The sequence below is a fragment of the Ureibacillus terrenus genome, assembly GCF_006569205.1.
Lineage (GTDB): Bacteria > Bacillota > Bacilli > Bacillales_A > Planococcaceae > Ureibacillus > Ureibacillus terrenus.
The window spans coordinates 52,301-69,752 of sequence record NZ_VIGD01000001.1 but is presented as its reverse complement, the minus strand read 5'-3'; the positions used below and the strand labels follow the sequence as shown (position 1 = coordinate 69,752).

18 protein-coding genes and 1 other annotated feature are annotated in these 17,452 nt (G+C 42.7%); of the genes, 10 read left to right on the top strand and 8 right to left on the bottom strand.

Going from position 1 to position 17,452, the window contains the following annotated elements:
* Positions 1-8: 8 nt before the first annotated feature.
* Positions 9-584, top strand: coding sequence for a 5' nucleotidase, NT5C type (locus FKZ59_RS00345; protein WP_141600744.1), 576 nt, complete (start codon positions 9-11; stop codon positions 582-584).
* Between the two features lie 72 nt (positions 585-656).
* On the opposite strand, the gene FKZ59_RS00340 is transcribed toward FKZ59_RS00345, so the two are convergent.
* Positions 657-1,208, bottom strand: a complete 552-nt coding sequence (locus tag FKZ59_RS00340) for a biotin transporter BioY (RefSeq protein WP_141600743.1) — start codon at positions 1,206-1,208, stop codon at positions 657-659.
* Positions 1,209-1,371: 163 nt separating this feature from the next.
* Between FKZ59_RS00340 and FKZ59_RS00335 the strand changes: the two genes are divergently transcribed.
* Together FKZ59_RS00335 and rnz are read left to right on the top strand one after the other, a co-directional pair.
* Positions 1,372-2,622, top strand: a complete 1,251-nt coding sequence (locus tag FKZ59_RS00335) for a DNA polymerase IV (protein ID WP_141600742.1) — start codon at positions 1,372-1,374, stop codon at positions 2,620-2,622.
* 15 nt (positions 2,623-2,637) lie between these two features.
* Entirely contained in the window at positions 2,638-3,597 is a 960-nt protein-coding gene (rnz, locus tag FKZ59_RS00330) for a ribonuclease Z (protein ID WP_141600741.1), read from the top strand.
* A 365-nt stretch (positions 3,598-3,962) separates the two neighbouring features.
* Here the strand turns inward: rnz and proC are convergent, their stop codons facing one another.
* Positions 3,963-4,769, bottom strand: coding sequence for a pyrroline-5-carboxylate reductase (gene proC, locus FKZ59_RS00325; RefSeq protein WP_141600740.1), 807 nt, complete (start codon positions 4,767-4,769; stop codon positions 3,963-3,965).
* Positions 4,770-4,831: 62 nt separating this feature from the next.
* Positions 4,832-5,048 (bottom strand) — a binding site (T-box leader).
* A gap of 142 nt (positions 5,049-5,190) precedes the next feature.
* Here proC and FKZ59_RS00320 point away from each other — a divergent pair.
* Positions 5,191-6,132 carry an MBL fold metallo-hydrolase gene (locus FKZ59_RS00320; RefSeq protein WP_141600739.1) on the top strand — a complete coding sequence of 314 codons (942 nt, stop codon included), beginning with the start codon at positions 5,191-5,193 and terminating at the stop codon, positions 6,130-6,132.
* A gap of 322 nt (positions 6,133-6,454) precedes the next feature.
* Here the strand turns inward: FKZ59_RS00320 and FKZ59_RS00315 are convergent, their stop codons facing one another.
* Positions 6,455-6,673 carry a hypothetical protein gene (locus FKZ59_RS00315; RefSeq protein ID WP_141600738.1) on the bottom strand — a complete coding sequence of 73 codons (219 nt, stop codon included), beginning with the start codon at positions 6,671-6,673 and terminating at the stop codon, positions 6,455-6,457.
* Between the two features lie 51 nt (positions 6,674-6,724).
* Positions 6,725-7,882, bottom strand: coding sequence for an NO-inducible flavohemoprotein (hmpA, locus tag FKZ59_RS00310; protein WP_141600737.1), 1,158 nt, complete (start codon positions 7,880-7,882; stop codon positions 6,725-6,727).
* Positions 7,883-8,085: 203 nt separating this feature from the next.
* Here hmpA and FKZ59_RS00305 point away from each other — a divergent pair, with 203 nt between their 5' ends.
* From FKZ59_RS00305 to FKZ59_RS00285, 5 genes are all read left to right on the top strand, one after another.
* Positions 8,086-8,523 (top strand): RrF2 family transcriptional regulator, encoded by a 438-nt coding sequence (locus FKZ59_RS00305; protein WP_141600736.1) that lies wholly within the window; start codon positions 8,086-8,088, stop codon positions 8,521-8,523.
* A gap of 96 nt (positions 8,524-8,619) precedes the next feature.
* On the top strand, positions 8,620-9,363 hold the full coding sequence (locus FKZ59_RS00300; protein ID WP_141600735.1) for an SDR family NAD(P)-dependent oxidoreductase: 744 nt from the start codon (positions 8,620-8,622) through the stop codon (positions 9,361-9,363).
* 161 nt (positions 9,364-9,524) lie between these two features.
* A complete protein-coding gene (locus FKZ59_RS00295; RefSeq protein WP_141600734.1) occupies positions 9,525-10,733 on the top strand; it encodes an argininosuccinate synthase in 1,209 nt (402 codons plus the stop codon).
* A gap of 169 nt (positions 10,734-10,902) precedes the next feature.
* Complete coding sequence (argH, locus tag FKZ59_RS00290; protein ID WP_141600733.1) at positions 10,903-12,276, top strand: argininosuccinate lyase; 1,374 nt, start codon at positions 10,903-10,905, stop codon at positions 12,274-12,276.
* A 185-nt stretch (positions 12,277-12,461) separates the two neighbouring features.
* A complete protein-coding gene (locus FKZ59_RS00285) occupies positions 12,462-12,737 on the top strand; it encodes a DUF3889 domain-containing protein (protein WP_408057415.1) in 276 nt (91 codons plus the stop codon).
* Positions 12,738-12,804: 67 nt separating this feature from the next.
* Here FKZ59_RS00285 and FKZ59_RS00280 read toward each other — a convergent pair whose 3' ends face one another.
* Together FKZ59_RS00280 and proB are read right to left on the bottom strand one after the other, a co-directional pair.
* Positions 12,805-14,070, bottom strand: coding sequence for a glutamate-5-semialdehyde dehydrogenase (locus FKZ59_RS00280; protein ID WP_141600731.1), 1,266 nt, complete (start codon positions 14,068-14,070; stop codon positions 12,805-12,807).
* 23 nt (positions 14,071-14,093) lie between these two features.
* Positions 14,094-15,179: a glutamate 5-kinase gene (gene proB / locus FKZ59_RS00275; protein ID WP_141600730.1), complete on the bottom strand. Its 1,086-nt coding sequence runs from the start codon at positions 15,177-15,179 to the stop codon at positions 14,094-14,096.
* Between the two features lie 431 nt (positions 15,180-15,610).
* Between proB and FKZ59_RS00270 the strand changes: the two genes are divergently transcribed.
* Positions 15,611-16,396: a metallophosphoesterase gene (locus FKZ59_RS00270; RefSeq protein WP_141600729.1), complete on the top strand. Its 786-nt coding sequence runs from the start codon at positions 15,611-15,613 to the stop codon at positions 16,394-16,396.
* A 79-nt stretch (positions 16,397-16,475) separates the two neighbouring features.
* On the opposite strand, the gene FKZ59_RS00265 is transcribed toward FKZ59_RS00270, so the two are convergent.
* Together FKZ59_RS00265 and FKZ59_RS15060 are read right to left on the bottom strand one after the other, a co-directional pair.
* Complete coding sequence (locus FKZ59_RS00265) at positions 16,476-16,640, bottom strand: aspartyl-phosphate phosphatase Spo0E family protein (protein ID WP_141600728.1); 165 nt, start codon at positions 16,638-16,640, stop codon at positions 16,476-16,478.
* A gap of 353 nt (positions 16,641-16,993) precedes the next feature.
* Positions 16,994-17,116: a hypothetical protein gene (locus tag FKZ59_RS15060; protein WP_281279172.1), complete on the bottom strand. Its 123-nt coding sequence runs from the start codon at positions 17,114-17,116 to the stop codon at positions 16,994-16,996.
* Positions 17,117-17,452: the final 336 nt, after the last annotated feature.

Genomic DNA, 17,452 nt, shown 5'->3' with positions numbered 1-17,452 from the left:
GATGAAAGTTGAAATTTGGGTTTGATATTGATGATACGTTAATTAATTTAAGAGAACACGCTTTCCATTTGTATAACCGGAAACTGGGGAAACAGGTGGATATTGCGCTTTTCAGGGAATTGAAAAGGCTTGAAATCCATGAACTGTTCGGCCTGACCGATGAACAGGGCCATCAGCTGTGGAATTCTTTGATGGAGGAAATTTATTTCACTGATTGTCCCGCTTTTGAAGGGGCGGTTGATTTTGTCAATCAGTTGGCAAAAGATGGACATTCCATTTTCTATATAACATCCAGACCGAAGCAATATTGCCTCAAAACGAGATGGTGGCTAAAGGAACGGGGTTTTCCGGTCATCGATCATCAATTCTATTGCGGAATGAAGGACCGGGAGAAAGCGGAAATCATACGGAAACTGGAATTGGACGTTTATTTTGATGACAAGCCCGCCGTTTTGGAAACCCTTAAAGGCGCAAATACAAAAGTCTACATGAAAGATCAGTCGTACAACAAACAGCTCCATTTTCCCCGTGTCTATAATTGGAAAGCATTTCAATTGGAAAAATGGAATCTTCAACAAAACTAAAAAACGAATGGCCGAAAAACAGCCATTCGTTTTTTTATATTGAAAGGGAGGATCTATTTGTTTAAAGTACAATTAAAATACCTGCTTTAGTACATTGGCGTCCATCAGGCGGTTTCTGACAAGAATGCCGACCCAAGCCGCGATGCATCCTTTCACCGCTTCCAATAAAATGAATGGAGCGGCTCCTGCCATAAATGCGGCAAGGAAGGACATATCGGCAACAAATTTCAGCCAGATGGTTCCAAAGGCAAGGGTCAACATCATGCCAAGGACGTTTGCGATGAGACCATGAACATAAGTATAACCGAATTTATTCAAATACCAGCTCATGAACAAAGCGGTCGGAATAAAACCGATGATATATCCGCCTGTTGGTCCCACAAGGGTGGAAAGTCCGCCGGAAAAACCGGTAAATACCGGCAAACCGATCGCGCCAAGCAAACAGTAAACAAGCACGCTAAGGGTACCGTATTTGAATCCCAGAATGGTTACGATCAGACCGATGGCCAATGTTTGTCCCGTAATCGGAACGAGAGGAAGAGGAATGGTAATTTGCGCTAAAACAGAAATGATTGCTGCACCAAATGCTGTCAGCACTAGTCCATATGTTTTTGCAGATTTCACGAATCGTCTCCCCTTTGTTAACCTATAAAAATAGAAAGTTTACAAAAAGGATAACGAAAATTTTTTCGAATGTCAATCTCATTTTTAAAATGATGCAACGGATGACAAAAGTGGAATTCTTCAATTTATGATAAAATAATGCATGAAGAGGCAAGCGAGGTGAATGAAAGTGTCCAGGGTTATTTTTCATGTCGATATGAACAGCTTTTATGCTTCCGTTGAACAAGCCCATCATCCGGAACTTAAAGGAAAGCCGATTGCCATTGCGGGAAATCCGAAAGAGCGGCGCGGCATCATCGTGACAAGCTCCTATGAGGCGAGGGCGAAAGGCATTTATACAACGATGAACGTGACGGAAGCATTGAAAATCTGCCCTGAGTTGATCCTCCTGCCTCCCGATTTTCCAAAATACCGGGAAGCTTCCAAAGCCATGTTTACCATTTTAAGGAGTTATACTCACCTTGTTGAACCGGTTTCAATTGATGAAGGATATATGGATGTGACGGAAATCGCAAAAGAATGCCATCCGTTGGAACTTGCCAAGGAAATTCAGCTGAGAATTTATAACGAACTTGATTTACCTTGTTCCATCGGCATCGCACCCAACAAATTTTTGGCCAAGACCGCATCGGATATGAAAAAACCGATGGGCATTACCGTTTTGAGAAAGAGGGAAGTGCCTGAAAAATTGTGGCCTTTGAATGTGGAAAAAATGTACGGAGTCGGTCAAAGCATGGCAAAGAAATTGAAATCTTTGAACATGTATACGATCGGTGATTTGGCCAATGCCGATGAAGGTTTATTAAAAGAACATTTCGGAAAAATCGGGGTACGGTTAAAAAGAAGGGCCAATGGCATCGATGACAGGGAAGTGGATCCCGAATCCATTTACGAAACAAAAAGCGTAGGAAATTCCACCACTCTCCCGGTGGATATTACGGAAATGGAAGATATCGAAAAAACCTTCCGGCACCTTTCCTCAAAAGTCGCTGAAAGGCTGGAAGCAAAAAATTTATGCGGGTTTACGATTACAATCCAAATCCGGGATTGCCATTGGCATAACCATACGAAAAGCAAAACCCTTCAAAACCCCATTTATTTGAAAACGGATATTTATCAAGAAGCCATGCAATTGTTTCCGAAAGCATGGGACGGAACGCCGATCCGGCTTCTCGGCGTGACCGTGTCCAACGTCATCGACAAAAAGCGTTCGGCAGAACAGCTGTCCATCTTCAACTATGAACAATTTGCCAAAGAAGAGCCGATCTATGAAATCATTCATGAAATGGAAAAGAAATTTGGGAAAGGCATTATCCAAAAGGGAATTGATGTGAAGAAAAAAAGCTACGCATCAAAAACAAGTTTCAGCAAAGACTTTTTAGAGGATTTGAAAGATTTCATCGATGAATATTAAGATTGGAGATACGACATGGAATTGCAGTTTTTAGGTACAGGGGCAGGAATGCCTTCGAAAGAGAGGAATACGAGTTCCCTGGCATTGAAGTTATATGAGGAAAGGGGAACGTTATGGCTGTTTGATTGCGGGGAAGCAACCCAGCATCAAATTTTGCATACAACCATTAAACCGAGAAAAATTGAAAAACTGTTCATTACCCATTTGCATGGGGACCATATCTTTGGACTGCCGGGCCTGCTCAGTTCCCGCTCTTTTTTGGGCGGGGAGGAGCCTGCTCCGCTGACCCTTTACGGACCAAAGGGATTGATGAAGTGGATTCAATTTACGTTGGAATTGACCAAAACCCATTTAAATTATCCAATCCATTTTGTAGAAATTGAAGAAGGCGTAATTTTCGAGGATGAACATTTCATCGTCACGGCGAAAGAACTTGAACATGTCATCCCTTGCTTCGGTTTTCGGATTGAACAAAAACCTCTTCCCGGGGAACTTTATATCGATAAAGCGCTGGAACTTGGTATTCCAAAAGGGCCGTTATTAGGAAAATTGAAAAGCGGGGAAGATGTGGAACTGGAAGATGGTACAATCGTCCGCAGCAAAGACGTCACCGGGCCTCCAAAAAAAGGATTTGTCGTGGCAATTTTAGGGGACACCATCTATTGCAAACAGTCCGTCGAATTAAGCAGGGACGCGGACATTGTCGTTCATGAGGCGACTTTTGACCATGCGACCGCAAAGCTTGCAAAAGATTATGGCCATTCAACAAATGTGGATGCTGCAAAGGTTGCGAAAGAGGCAAATGCAAAATATTTAATCCTGAACCATATCAGCTCCAGATTCTTGCCCCGCGATTTGGAAAATTTGTTGAAGGAAGCAAAAAAAGTTTTCCCTCACGTATTTGTTGCAAAGGATTTTTCCAGTTATCAATGGAAAAATGGTCAATTAATTGATCTTTCCGCCAAGAACCTTTGAATAATCCTGAATAAATGGCGTTTTTGGATGCTGCCGGGGACGTATTTCCGGCAGCTTTTTTATTGCCTTATTTCCCGTTTTGTTTCGGGCAATAAACTTGCAAAAGACGAACAAAAAAAGAAAAAGAGAAAAAAAGACTACATATTTCGGAATGAATGGTCAAAAAATCCGATTTTCGACAACAAAATATAGCAAAAAATTACATTTCCTAGGAAATAATTGAAATAATGATTATTTCAAATTTTCGGACAAAAGATGGAACGCCGTTTTATGGAGCAAAAGAAATAGAATGGTATTCTTTTGTACCAATCAGCCAGAAATTGATAATAATCCTTTCAGAAAAAATGAAAGGGGGCTTGCCGAGTTCATTCTCCTTTGGCAAGCTCCCGGGATCTTGCTTCCGCGCTTTTAATGCAAGCAAAAATGGCTTCGGTGAAATGATAATTTTCCAATGCTTTAATTCCGGCTTCCGTTGTTCCGCCCGGACTTGTGACTTTTTTCCGGAGCACTTCAGGCTCTTCTTTGATTTGCTGAAGCATCATCGCGGAACCGGCAATGGTTTGCACCATTAATTTTCTTACCACTTCTTTCGATAAGCCAAATTCCGTCCCAATTTTTTCCCATGCTTCAAGCAGATAATACAGATATGCAGGACCGCTTCCGGAAAGCGCCGTAATGGCATGAAGCTGATCTTCTTCCACCTCGATGACAATGCCGATCGCTTCTAACAATTGCAAAAACATCGCCTTCTGGCTTTCTGAAACATGTTCATTGAAAGAAATGCCGCTTGCCGCCATGCCGATGGCCGCCGAAGTATTCGGCATCACTCTTGCAATTGGGCGGGCACCTAAAAATGTTTCAATCGTGTCCATGCTGATGCCGGCCAAAACGGAAAGAATTGCCGTGTTTTCGGAAAGATAAGGGGCTATCGTTTTGAATGCTTCTTTCGCATCTTTCGGTTTCATTGCCAAAATGACTAAATCCGCATCTCTCAAATCTTCTAAAGTTTCTAAAATATGAACGCCGAAACGTTCATTCAATTCTTGCAATCTTTGAATATTGGAACGGTTTTTCACGTAAATATGGTCTGCAGGAACAACTTCATTTTTGATCCATCCATGAATCAAAGCTTCTGCCATGGAACCTGCTCCGATAAAGACTAGTTTTTTCATCCTTTTCCCTCCATTTATATAAATACATGAATCGTCAATAAAAAATGCGTTTCCATCCTTATCAAAAGGACGAAAACGCATTGTTTCCGCGGTACCACCTTCATTTGCTTACAAAAGTAAGCACGGCTCTGGCCCTTATTATCGCTAAGGGGAACGGTCATGTTTGCATGACTGCTCGGAAGTAGGTTCAATGAATTGAGAGGACTATGCTGCTCCCACCGAAATGCAGCACTCTCTGAAGTCATCAATTCATCTACTTGGCTTCGTCATCGCTTTTTGTCATGTTCAATTATTACAGAAATTATATTCATTTCAGAAAAATATGTCAACTCAGAGACGTGACGAATGGCCAAAAAAACAGTAAAATAAAATGAATGAGTATTCACTAGGCGCAGATACAGAAAACAAGGGGGAACGAAATATGGAAATCACCAAAATAGTGATCCCTACACCTTATGATGTGGGAGATGTCAATGCGTTTTTAGTAAAAGGGGATGCGCTGTCCATTGTTGATGCCGGTCCGAAGACGCAAGAGGCTTACGAGGCCCTCGAATATGGCATTAAAAACGCAGGGTACCGTTTTGATGATATTGAGCAAGTGATTTTGACCCACCATCATCCGGATCATGCGGGATGGGTGGATGCCTTCCCAAGGGCGGAAATTCTCGGGCATGAGTATATCGATCATTGGATGAAGAAGAACGAAGAATTTTTGCGTTACCGGGAAGCGTTTTATGAAATGTATTTGAGAAAACAGGCCGTTCCTGAAGAAAATATCCAGGAGATTCTCAGCATCCGAAGAAATTTGGAGTTATATGGAAACACTCCGCTGACGAAATATATCCAAGATGGCGACGAAGTGCCGGGTCATCCCGGATTGATCGCCTATTATACTCCCGGTCATGCGCAAAGCCATTTGATTTTTCATGATCAAAAAACAAAGGAAGTCATAGGAGGCGATTTGCTGTTGGAGAAAATCGCCTCGAACCCGCTCATTGAACCGCCGGTGGATTTGTCCTTCGATCGTCCGAGAAGCCTTGTTCAATATCAAGCGTCATTGCGTTTTTTGGCGACGTTGGATGTGGCCAAATTGTATGCGGGGCATGGGAATGAAATTGTGGATGTAAAGGGATTGGTAAAGGAAAGACTTCAAAAAGATGCCCACCGGACAAATCAAGTTTATGAAATCTTATCAGAACCTAAAACGGTATATGAAGTGACGAAAGCGTTATATCCGGCCGTTTATGAAAGCCAATTGGGCTTGACATTATCCAAAACCCAAGGGTATTTGGACGTATTGGTGAAAGAAGAGCGGGTCCGATGCGAACAAATGGGGGACCAAGAATTCTATTCAAGAATTTGACAAGGTCTGCCGGGGAAATGGGAGAAGTGGAATTGATCTGTTCAATTTCGCCTCTCCCATTTGTACTAGTTGCAAAAATAACTGATTTAATTGGTGTTGGGAGAAATTAGAAGCATTGATTGTATTAAGCTATGATTAAATATTTGGTCCAATTTCTCCTCCTGTAAATACAGCCTTTTCAACCCTTGCATCAGTTACGCTAGGATCTTGACCCACAATACGTGCAGTCAAATAATAAGTGTTTGGACCTGGATCCGGTGAAGTGTCTACAAAATTAATTGTAGTTATATTTCTATTAACAAATCCACTATTTACAATAGTATCAAAAAAGGTAAACAAAGGCGTAGTAAAACCAGGATCGTTTATAAATGCTCAGCGCTATTTGGACGAATGCTGGTCCAGAAAATGTACCTACAATCGATTCTACTGTTGCGGTCAACCATACGCGATTGCTTACATCATCAATGTTCAACGTAATCGTTAAGAATAAATGCCTAGCATGATGATAAATGACGAAATGCGAAGATATAAAAACCCGCATTTCAGGAATTCCCCCTGAGCTGCGGGTTGGTTTTTATAAAGAATGCATATGTTAAGCTTTGAATGAAAGTCCCGGTCCGAAAAATTCAAAATGGATGCGTTCATCCGGAACGCCGAGCTCTCTCATCATCGGAATCAGGGCTTCCATAAATTTTTCAGGGCCGCAAATATACACTTCCGAATGATCTTTGATGAATCGGTCCAAATCCTCTTTTGTGATATAGCCGTCTGTATCCGAATATTTCACAAAATATGTTCCGCCCAATTCATTAAGTTTGTTTTGAATCCGTTCTTGGAATACGGCCAATTTTTCATTGCGGACGGATTGGACAAAGGAAACGTCGCGCCCTTTTTCCATGGAATCCAGCATGGCGTATTGCGGTGTCACACCAATTCCCCCCGCTACAAACAATACCGGGTTGCCGTTTTCCGTTAAAGTGAAGAGGCCTGCAGGAGCGCTGATTTCCAGCGTGTCTCCTTCCTGTACATGATCATGCAAGTAATTGGATACGACGCCTTTTGGATGGTTTTCCGCCTCGCGTTTCACTGTAATCCGATAAACATTTCCGTTTGGCGCCTGGGATACCGTGTAGTGACGAAGCGCCGTATATTCTTCCCCGGGAGCTTTCACTTTGACCGTGATATATTGGCCGGGCCGGTATGGAGGAAGCGCTTTCCCGTCTTCCGGCGTCAAATAGAAGGAAGCGATCAAATCATTTTCCTGTTCCTTTTTCACCACTTTGAACGGCTTGAATAGGCGCCATCCTCCATTGGCTTCCGCCTGTTGATACAGCTCTTCTTCCACTTGGATAAAGACATCCGCAATCACGCCGTATGCTTCTGCCCAAGCTTCGATTATTTCATCCGTCGCCGCATCGCCCAATACTTCTTTAATGGCGGCGAGCAGATTCTCTCCAACGATTGGGTAATGTTCAGGCAATATACCGAGCGCCCGATGTTTATGGGCGATTAAATGCACAACCGGCAAAATGGATTCCAAATTGTCGATATTCGCTGCCGCGGCATAGACGGAAGCCGCCAGAGCCTGCGGTTGTCTTCCTTCTCTTTGGTTGGATTGGTTGAATACATTTTTTAGCTCAGGATGGTTCGTAAACATTCTTTTATAGAAATGTTTTGTAATATCCACCCCATGTTTTTCAAGGACCGGTGCGGTCGATTTCACGATGTCGATTGTCTTTTGTGATAGCATTGTTGTGTCACGTCCTTTCTAAAACACTATAAACCGGCGGAAAATTAAAAGCAATATTCCATATACATCTTTAACATTTTTGCCACAATTGATGTATCAAAAATACTGCTTTAAATTGAAATTTTTGTGTAAAAATCTACTTGCATTTTGAAAAATGGTATAATGAATGCAGATTATATAAATTGAAGCGTGGTGGATTTGTTTTGCGTTTAACATTATATACAGACTATTCCTTGCGGGTTTTAATATATTTGGGACTGAAAGGCGACCAGTTGTCGACGATCCAGGAAATCGCAGACCGATATCATATATCCAAAAATCATTTGATGAAGGTGACCTATGATTTGGCGCAAATCGGTCTAATTGAAACGGTACGCGGACGGGGCGGGGGAATACGCCTCAAAGTTGAACCGAAAGATATCAATATTGGCAAGCTGGTAAGACATACAGAGGAAGATTTCCACGTTGTGGAGTGTTTTGAGCGGGAAAATAATCACTGCATCATTTCTCCGGCCTGCCAGCTGAAGCATGCATTGAATGAAGCTTTAAAGGCGTTCCTGCATGAACTGGATCAATACACTTTGGCGGATTTCCTCCAATCAAAGGAGGAATTATCCGATTTGCTTAAAAAGGAAACCTAGACTTAGGGATGGTCCTGCAAAGGATATCCCTTTTTCTTTTGGACTACATATGTAAAAATCTATAAAAATAAAAGATTTGGAAAGGATTAATGGAGGATGAAAAAAATATTTATTACCGGATCCACAAGCGGACTTGGAAAAATCATTGCAGAACGATGTTTGAAAATGAAGTATGAAGTCTATGCGACCGGAAGGAATAGAGAAGCGCTTGATTTTCTTTCCAATCTCGGAGCCAATGTAATCCAGGGAGATTTATGCAGCAAAGAAGATATTCATCGAATATGCAATGAACTGCCCGATATCGATGTGGCCGTCATCAACGCGGGCGTCGGCTTCTTTGAAAACGCCTATGATTTATCTGATGAAGAGATTGATTTGATGGTGGACGTGAATATCAGGGCCCCGATTTATTTGGCCAGAAACCTGGCGAAAAAAATGATTCCAAGGCACTCCGGCCATTTCATCTTTATCGGCTCACAGGCGGGGAAAGTGGCGACGAAAAAGGCCAGTGTCTATGCCGCCTCGAAGCATGCAATCACCGGCTTCGCAAACGGCTTGAGGCTGGAACTGGCTCCATTCAACATCAAAGTGTCTGCCGTGTTTCCGGGACCCATCGATACCCCATTTTTGGACAAAGCGGATTCGACATCCACTTATCGGAGTTCTGTCAAAGGTGTTTTATTGAATCCTCAAACGGTTGCCAAAGAGGTCGTCAATTTAATTGAACATCCTGCCAGGGAAATTAATTTGCCCCGCATCATGGGCCTGACGAGCAAGCTATATGCGGTTGCCCCCGGAATTGTCGAAAAAGTGGGGAAACGTTTTTTTACAATAAAATAATGGAAGTGCATAAGAAAACATTATTTTGCTCTCTTAAAAAAATCTTTCGTCTACTTACAAACATACACTTGTATTTATTTTTATAATCTGTTAAGATTCATGTATAAACTTTTAATAGATTGTATAAAAATACATCTCAGGAGTCGAAGGAGTACAGGTTTATGGCAAACAAAAAAGTAGTTCTAGCTTATTCAGGCGGTCTTGATACATCTGTTGCTATTCCTTGGCTAAAAGAACAAGGGTATGATGTAGTGGCAGTTTGTTTGGACGTCGGTGAAGGAAAAGATCATGAATTTATTCAAAAGAAAGCTCTTCAAGTGGGAGCTGTTGAATCATATATCATTGATGCGAAAGATGAATTTGCGGAAGAATATGCGCTGGTGGCTCTTCAGGCGCATACATGGTATGAGCAGAAATATCCGTTGGTTTCCGCGTTATCGCGTCCATTGATTGCGAAAAAATTGGTGGAAATCGCGAACAAGACAAATGCGGATGCAGTGGCGCACGGATGCACAGGTAAAGGAAACGACCAAGTTCGTTTCGAAGTTTCTATCAAAGCGCTTAATCCGGAGCTTGAAGTATTGGCGCCTGTACGCGAATGGGCTTGGAGCCGCGACGAAGAGATCGAATATGCGAAAAAACATAATGTTCCGGTTCCCGCAACAATCGATTCCCCGTTCTCGATCGACCAAAACCTTTGGGGACGCGCCAATGAAGCGGGTGTCATGGAAGATCCGTGGGCGGCTCCTCCAGAAGAAGCTTACGGATTGACTGTATCCATTGAAAATGCGCCGGATACGCCGGAATATGTAGAGATTGAATTTGTGGAAGGAAAACCGGTGGCATTAAACGGCAAGGAGATGAAATTGGCCGATTTGATTCTTGAATTAAATAAAATTGCCGGCCGCCACGGTGTAGGACGCATCGACCACGTGGAAAACCGCCTTGTCGGCATCAAATCCCGCGAAGTATATGAAATTCCGGGAGCAAAAGTTCTTTTAACTGCCCACAAAGAACTTGAAGACATTACGCTTGTGAAAGAATTGGCGCACTTCAAGCCAATCGTTGAACAAAAACTGTCCGAAGTGATTTATGACGGTTTATGGTTCAACCCTATTCGCGAAGCGCTTTATGCCTTCATTAAAGAAACACAAAAATATGTAAACGGAACAGTTCGCGTTAAATTGTTCAAAGGCCATGCCATCGTAGAAGGACGCAAATCTCCAAATTCTTTATATAGCGAAAAATTGGCCACTTACTCCAAAGAAGATGCGTTCAACCATCAATCAGCGGTCGGATTCATCGAACTATGGGGTCTTCCGACAGTAGTGGCTTCACAAGTCAACAATAAAACATTAAAAACGAAATAATGAATTTTTGCGCGAAGAGGTCTAGGGGAAATTATTTTAAGACAGGCCGGGGAGGAAAATGCTTGTCCTTAAAATAATGAGCCTGGGAAGGGGAGTTTCCCGGGCACTTAGGCTGCTTCGCTATTCTTATGCATGGAAAACAAATTTGGATAAGGACAGGTGGAAACAAATGACAAAACTTTGGGGAGGGCGTTTCCAAAAATCAGCGGAGAGCTGGGTGGATGAATTTGGAGCGTCCATCGGTTTCGACCAGCAATTGGTAATGGAAGATATCGAAGGCAGCCTTGCCCATGTCACGATGCTTGGGGCACAAGGCATTTTGCCTCAAGAAGATGTGGAAAAAATCAAATGGGGGCTCAATGAATTAAGAAAGAAAGCCGAAAAAGGCGAACTGGAATACAAGGTTGAAAATGAAGATATTCATTTAAACATCGAGAAAATGCTCATCGATTTGATCGGCCCGGTCGGCGGAAAATTGCATACGGGGCGCAGCCGCAACGACCAAGTGGCGACAGACATGCATTTGTTTTTGAAGAAACGGGTCAAAGAAGTTGTCGAATTGATCGAAGCTTTCCAAAAAACGATTTTGGAGAAAGCTGAACAGCACATCGAAACAATCGCTCCCGGTTATACACACATGCAAAGGGCGCAGCCGATCAGTTTCGCTCATCATTTGATGGCCTATTTTTGGATGCTTGAACGGGACAAAGAACGTTTCAATCAGTCCTTGGAACGCATTGATATTTCGCCATTGGGTGCCGGGGCCATGGCCGGCACGACATTCCCGATCGATCGGGAAATGACTGCCGGATTGTTGGGATTTTCCAAGATTTATGAAAATTCCATGGACGCTGTGAGCGATCGGGACTTTATTGTGGAATTTTTGGCAAATTCCGCTTTACTTATGACCCATTTATCACGGTTTGCAGAAGAAATCATTATTTGGTCCACGGACGAATTTAAATTCATTGAGCTTGACGATTCCTTCTCGACGGGTTCATCCATCATGCCGCAAAAGAAAAATCCGGATATGGCGGAATTGATTCGCGGCAAAACCGGGCGGGTTTATGGCAATCTGATCGGTTTGCTGACTGTTTTGAAGGGGACGCCGCTTACCTATAATAAAGACATGCAGGAAGACAAGGAAGGCATGTTCGACACCCTTCAAACAATCTTAGGCTCCCTCAAGATTTTTGAAGGGATGGTCCGGACGATGACAGTCAATACAAAGCGTTTGAATGAGGCGGTTCACAGTGATTTCTCCAACGCAACCGAGCTGGCGGACTATTTGGCAACAAAAGGAATGCCATTCCGGAAAGCCCATGAAGTGACGGGGAAATTGGTGTTCAAATGCATTCAAAAAGGAATTTACCTGAAAGATCTGACATTGGAAGAAATGAAAGAAGAAAGTGAATTGATTGATGAAGATGTTTACGAAGTGCTGAAACCTGAAGCGGCGGTCGCCCGGCGTCTGTCCCAAGGCGGAACGGGATTTGAACAAGTGCGGAAACAAATTGAAAAAGCGAAAGAATGTTTAAAATAATCCTTTTGGTGCCGGTTTTACCGGCACCATTTTTATTTGGGAGAGAAGCGGTACCGGCAATTGATTTTGCGGATGAATAGCCTCCCTCGAATAGTAGAAAATAAGGTAAAGGAGAGGAGGTTGGCGCTTTGAGATTACTGATATCACTTGTATTGGTTGCTTCAACGATTTTGATCGGAAATATCATGTCCGACCCTTCGGAAACACGGACCCAGCAAACATCCCCCGCTTATGCGAAATGGGGAAGAATCGCCATGGAAAAGGTGAAAGAGAAATACCGCCATGCGGAAATCATTGATTATTTGCATATTGGAAAAGTGACGGGAGATAAAACTTCCACGGAAAAATTCAAGCTGTGGCTCAGGGAAAGGAACCGCGAATTTGGCGTCTTTGTCGATATCACATTTGATAATGAAACGGAAGAAATCATCAATGTGGAATTCCAAGAAACCGACCGGTAATAACAGAAAAATCTCCTTTGCGCGGTTTTGGCGTCTGCAAAGGAGATTTTGTGTGAATCTGGGGGATTTATACCCGGATTTGTCCATTTCCTCGGATATAATATTTGGTTGATGTCAAAGCAGGCAGCCCCATTGGGCCTCTTGCATGCAATTTTTGCGTGCTGATGCCGATTTCCGCGCCGTAGCCAAATTCAAAGCCGTCGGTGAAACGGGTGGAAGCATTGACATAGACGCTTGTTGCATCTACGCGGTTCAAGAATTTTTCCGCGTTCTGTTCATCATTTGTAATGATCGCTTCCGAATGTTTTGTACCGTAATGATTGATGTGATCGATTGCTTCATCCACATCTTTTACGACTTTCACGCTGATTGTCAAACTTAAAAATTCCGTAGCATAATCTTCTTCCGTTGCAAGGGCGGCTCCTGGAAGCACCTCGCATACTTTTTCGTCCCCGAGAATTTCCACCCCGGCATTTTGGAGGCTTTCCAATAGCGGTTTTCCATGTTCTTTGAACCAATCTTCCTGAATCAATAAGCTTTCCGCCGCGTTGCAAACAGACGGTCTTTGGGTTTTGGCGTTGATGACCACTTTTTCCGCAATTTCATAATCTGCAGATTGGTCAATGTAAACATGGCAATTGCCGGCTCCCGTTTCCAGCACCGGAACGGAAGCTTCCCTTACGACAAGATCAATTAATTTTTTGCCTCCCCGCGGAATTAGGACATCAATATACTCTTTTAGGTGGAATAATTCGGAAGCCGTTTCGTGGCTCGTATCTTCAATTAACTGAACCGCATCCACAGGCAAGGCGGATTTTTCCAATGCCCTGTGAATGCATGATACAAGGGCGATGTTGGAGTGTTTTGCCGACGAGCTTCCGCGCAAAATCACGGCGTTTCCGGTTTTTAAGCATAGGGTCGCCGCATCTACGGTTACATTGGGACGTGCTTCGTAAATCATGCTGACAACTCCGAGCGGAACCCGGCGTTTTTCGATTTTTAAGCCGTTTTCTTTTGTAAAGCTTTCCAATACTTCTCCAACCGGATCCGGCAATTCGATCAATTGCCGGATGGATTCCACCATGCCTTGAATGCGCTGTTCATTCAACAGGATGCGGTCGAGAATTGCATCCGACAGGCCATTTTGTTTTCCATTTTCCAAATCTTTTTGATTGGCTTCCAGGATGGCATCCTTTTCCATTAGCAGCTGATCGGCAATTTTGCCAAGCGCATCATTTTTTTCTTCTGTCGTTTTGACATTCATGATATAGCTGGCCATTTTGGCTAATTTTCCTTTTCGTCTTACTTCGCTTTCTGTTATGGACTGTGTCATGGAAATACCTCCTTTGATGAAATTTATAATGTAACCCATTTATCCCGATGGATCACTTCGATGAATCCGTCGTGAAGCTCATCGGTTTTTTTTCCGCAGGCAAATTCGATTTCTTCGCTGGAATAGAGGACTTCTCCCCGTCCAATGAGACCGGATTCCCCATATACTTCTACGACATCTCCACGGTCAAAGTCGCCTTCCACTTTATAAATGCCTGCGGGCAGCAAACTTTTGCCTCTCAAAAGCAGCGCTTCCTCTGCGCCTTTATCGATAAACAATTTTCCCTTAGGTTCCGTAAAGGCGATCCATTGTTTTTGGCTCGGCAGGACTGGCAGCTCATCCCGTTCAATATACGTTCCATCCCCCCGGCCTTCCAGTATTTCGATAAGTTTATCCGGACCGCTTCCGGTTCCAATAAAAACTTTCACCCCGGCTTTGAGGGCGGTGCGTGCAGCCAGCAATTTCGACTGCATGCCGCCGGTGCCGACCTTGGATCCCGCCCCTTTTGCCATTTCCAGCATTTCGTCGGTGATTTCCGTTAACCTGCCGATTCGTTTGGCGTTCGGGTTTTTTTGCGGATTGTCATCGTAAAATCCGTTGATATCCGTCAAAATAATCAGTTGATCGGCATGAACCAATCCGCTGACAAGGGCGGAAAGCATATCGTTGTCCCCAAAAGTAAGTTCGGTCACAGAAACGGTGTCATTTTCGTTGATAATCGGCAGGATGGAGCGTTCCAAAAGTTCGCTGAAGGTGGCAAAGGCGTTTTTGTAGCGCTCTTTGTTGGAAAAATCGGTACGGGTTAACAGCACCTGGGCGGTGGTGATGCCGTATTTCGCAAATTGTTCCGCATATAACTGGATCAGCAGGCTTTGTCCGACGGCGGCCGCCGCCTGTTTTCCTTTCAGCGTGACAGGGCGGGTCGGATAGCCCAGTTTCCGAAATCCCGCCGCCACAGCTCCCGAAGACACAAGCAGGACTTCATGGCCCTGTTTTACGATTTTTGCAATCGCTTCGACATGTTCCTGTATTTTTTCGTAATCAATTTCGCCTTTTGAATTCGTCAGTGAACTTGAACCGATTTTAACGACAATTCTTTTCTTTTCCATAGATAACCATCCTCGAATATTCATCGTATAAATAAAAAACCTTTTCCGCCCCAGCTTTTAGGGCGGAAAAGGGTTTCCGCGGTACCACCTAAATTGGATTATAAAATAATCCCACTTTACCTCAGATAACGCCTGAGCGTACGTCCAGTTTTGGCTGGAAGCTGACGAAGCAGGTTCAGCAGCTCTTGTTTGTACGATGTCTTTCAGCCCATGGACACCGCTCTCTTTCCAACAGTGTGCTGCCTACTGGTCTTCGCTGCGCTTTTTCCTTATGTGTTCCGGTTCGTATATTTCCATTTTAAATATGCATTATATTTAGAAAAGTGTCAACAATTTCAACACAAAAATTATCCCGGGAACTTTCCGTTAAAAAGGGTTTTGATCGGATTTATAATTTAAGTAGCGGAATTAAAGCAAAGGAGAATATCGCCATGTTATTTATAGAAATTGACAACGGAGTGGACATTGTAGGAGATATCCATGCATGTTTTGATGAATGGATGGAAATGCTGGACAAGTTGGGGTACAGAAAAAATGAACAGGGGCTGTTCATTCATCCGGAAGGGAGAAAAATCGTCTCCCTTGGGGATGTGATGAGCAGGGGCCCAAGATCCATTGAGACGATGCAATTTTTTTTAAAACATTGCGGAAAAAATATGTATATGGTGGACAGTAATCACGGCTGGAAAATCGCCCGTTGGCTGGACGGAAGAAAGGTGCAGCTCAAACATGGGGATGAAAAAGTGGCGGAAGAGTTTATAGAATTTGAAAAGAAGTACGGGAAGGAGAGAACTGTCCGGTTGAAGAGGCAATTAAGGGATTTATTCATGAATTTGCCTTCCCATATCATTTTAAGGGATCATGGACAGCCGAAAGTCGTATGTGTCCATGCAGGAATCCGGGAAGACTTCATAGGAAAAGAATCGGAAAGAATCAAAAATTTTTGCCGCTATGGAGATGTGGCGGGGATGGACCGGCACGGGAAACCGATCCGCCGGGAATGGTATAAACAATATAAGGGAGAATTGATGGTTGTGTGGGGGCATGATCCAAAACCGGAACCTCTCGTGATCAATAATACAATCAATATTGACCAGGGAGTCGTCTTTGGAGGAAAACTGACGGCTTTCCGTTATCCGGAGAAGGAATTTGTCTTTGTTCCGGGAAAGAAAGATTATGCCGGTTCAAATGACAATCCATTTACAGGAAACAACTAAAAAAACCCCTCAAACCCAATGAAGGATTTGAAGGGTTTTCTTAGTTTTCAACCATTATGATGGTGGCCTTTCATCGGTGTCAGGCTGCTTGTTTTATATATTTATTAAGCAAGTGGTCTAGTTGCTGGCTGCAATTTACTACTTCCGGATGTGTGAAACCTAGTTCTTGTGCTTTTCGATACATATTTTTTCTTTTGATTTCTATCACAACTTTTAACACTTTTTTATAGAGCGTGTTAAACATCTTTACTCCTCCAGTAAAAATTTGTTTCTTATTTTTTATTTTTGTTTCTTGCTGTAGAAGCTATTTCATTGTATATCATTTATTTCGAAAAAAATGTCGGATTGTGGTGGAAACTATACATTTTCATAAATTTGTCACAATTTAATAGGGTTAAAAAGTAGAAAAGTGGGTATATATTTTTATTGGCTTTTTGTTAGCTGCGTAAAACTGGTCATATAAAATGGAAAAACAATAAATTTCGAGAAGAATAAAAAATTGAGGAAACAGTATTGTCAGAAACGGAAGGAATGATGAGGGCAAAAAAAATCATCCAACAAAATTGGATGAAGATTTTCAATAAACTTGCTTTTGAATTAATTTGTGAAAGAAAGAATAGCGTTGTTTTTGAAAGCTTTCAAAGTGCGGATCGCTTCTTCTTTTGTATCGTATTCAAAGCAACGGAAAGTGTCTGTTTCAAAAACTGTTACAACCCACATCAAAAATCCTCCTCTCAAAAATTTCGCTGAACCCTTTTGATTTATTTCCACCAAACTTTTTCCGGCAGTTGTCATTTCGTAAAGGACAAGATTGCTGACTTACCAAATTTTTGAAGTGCCAAAGCCGCTTCTCTTTTATCCGCAAATTCAAAGATCCGATAAGAATTATTTTCAAACACGGTAAGTACCCACATCTTGGGATCAAACTCCTTTAGAATAATTTTGTTATATAACAATTTTTAGGTTCGGAAAAATTGTTATATATCAAATTTCAATTTCATTGTACAACGGAAAAGTGAAAAAGAAAACAGTTAGTGAAAGTTTTCACATTTTGTT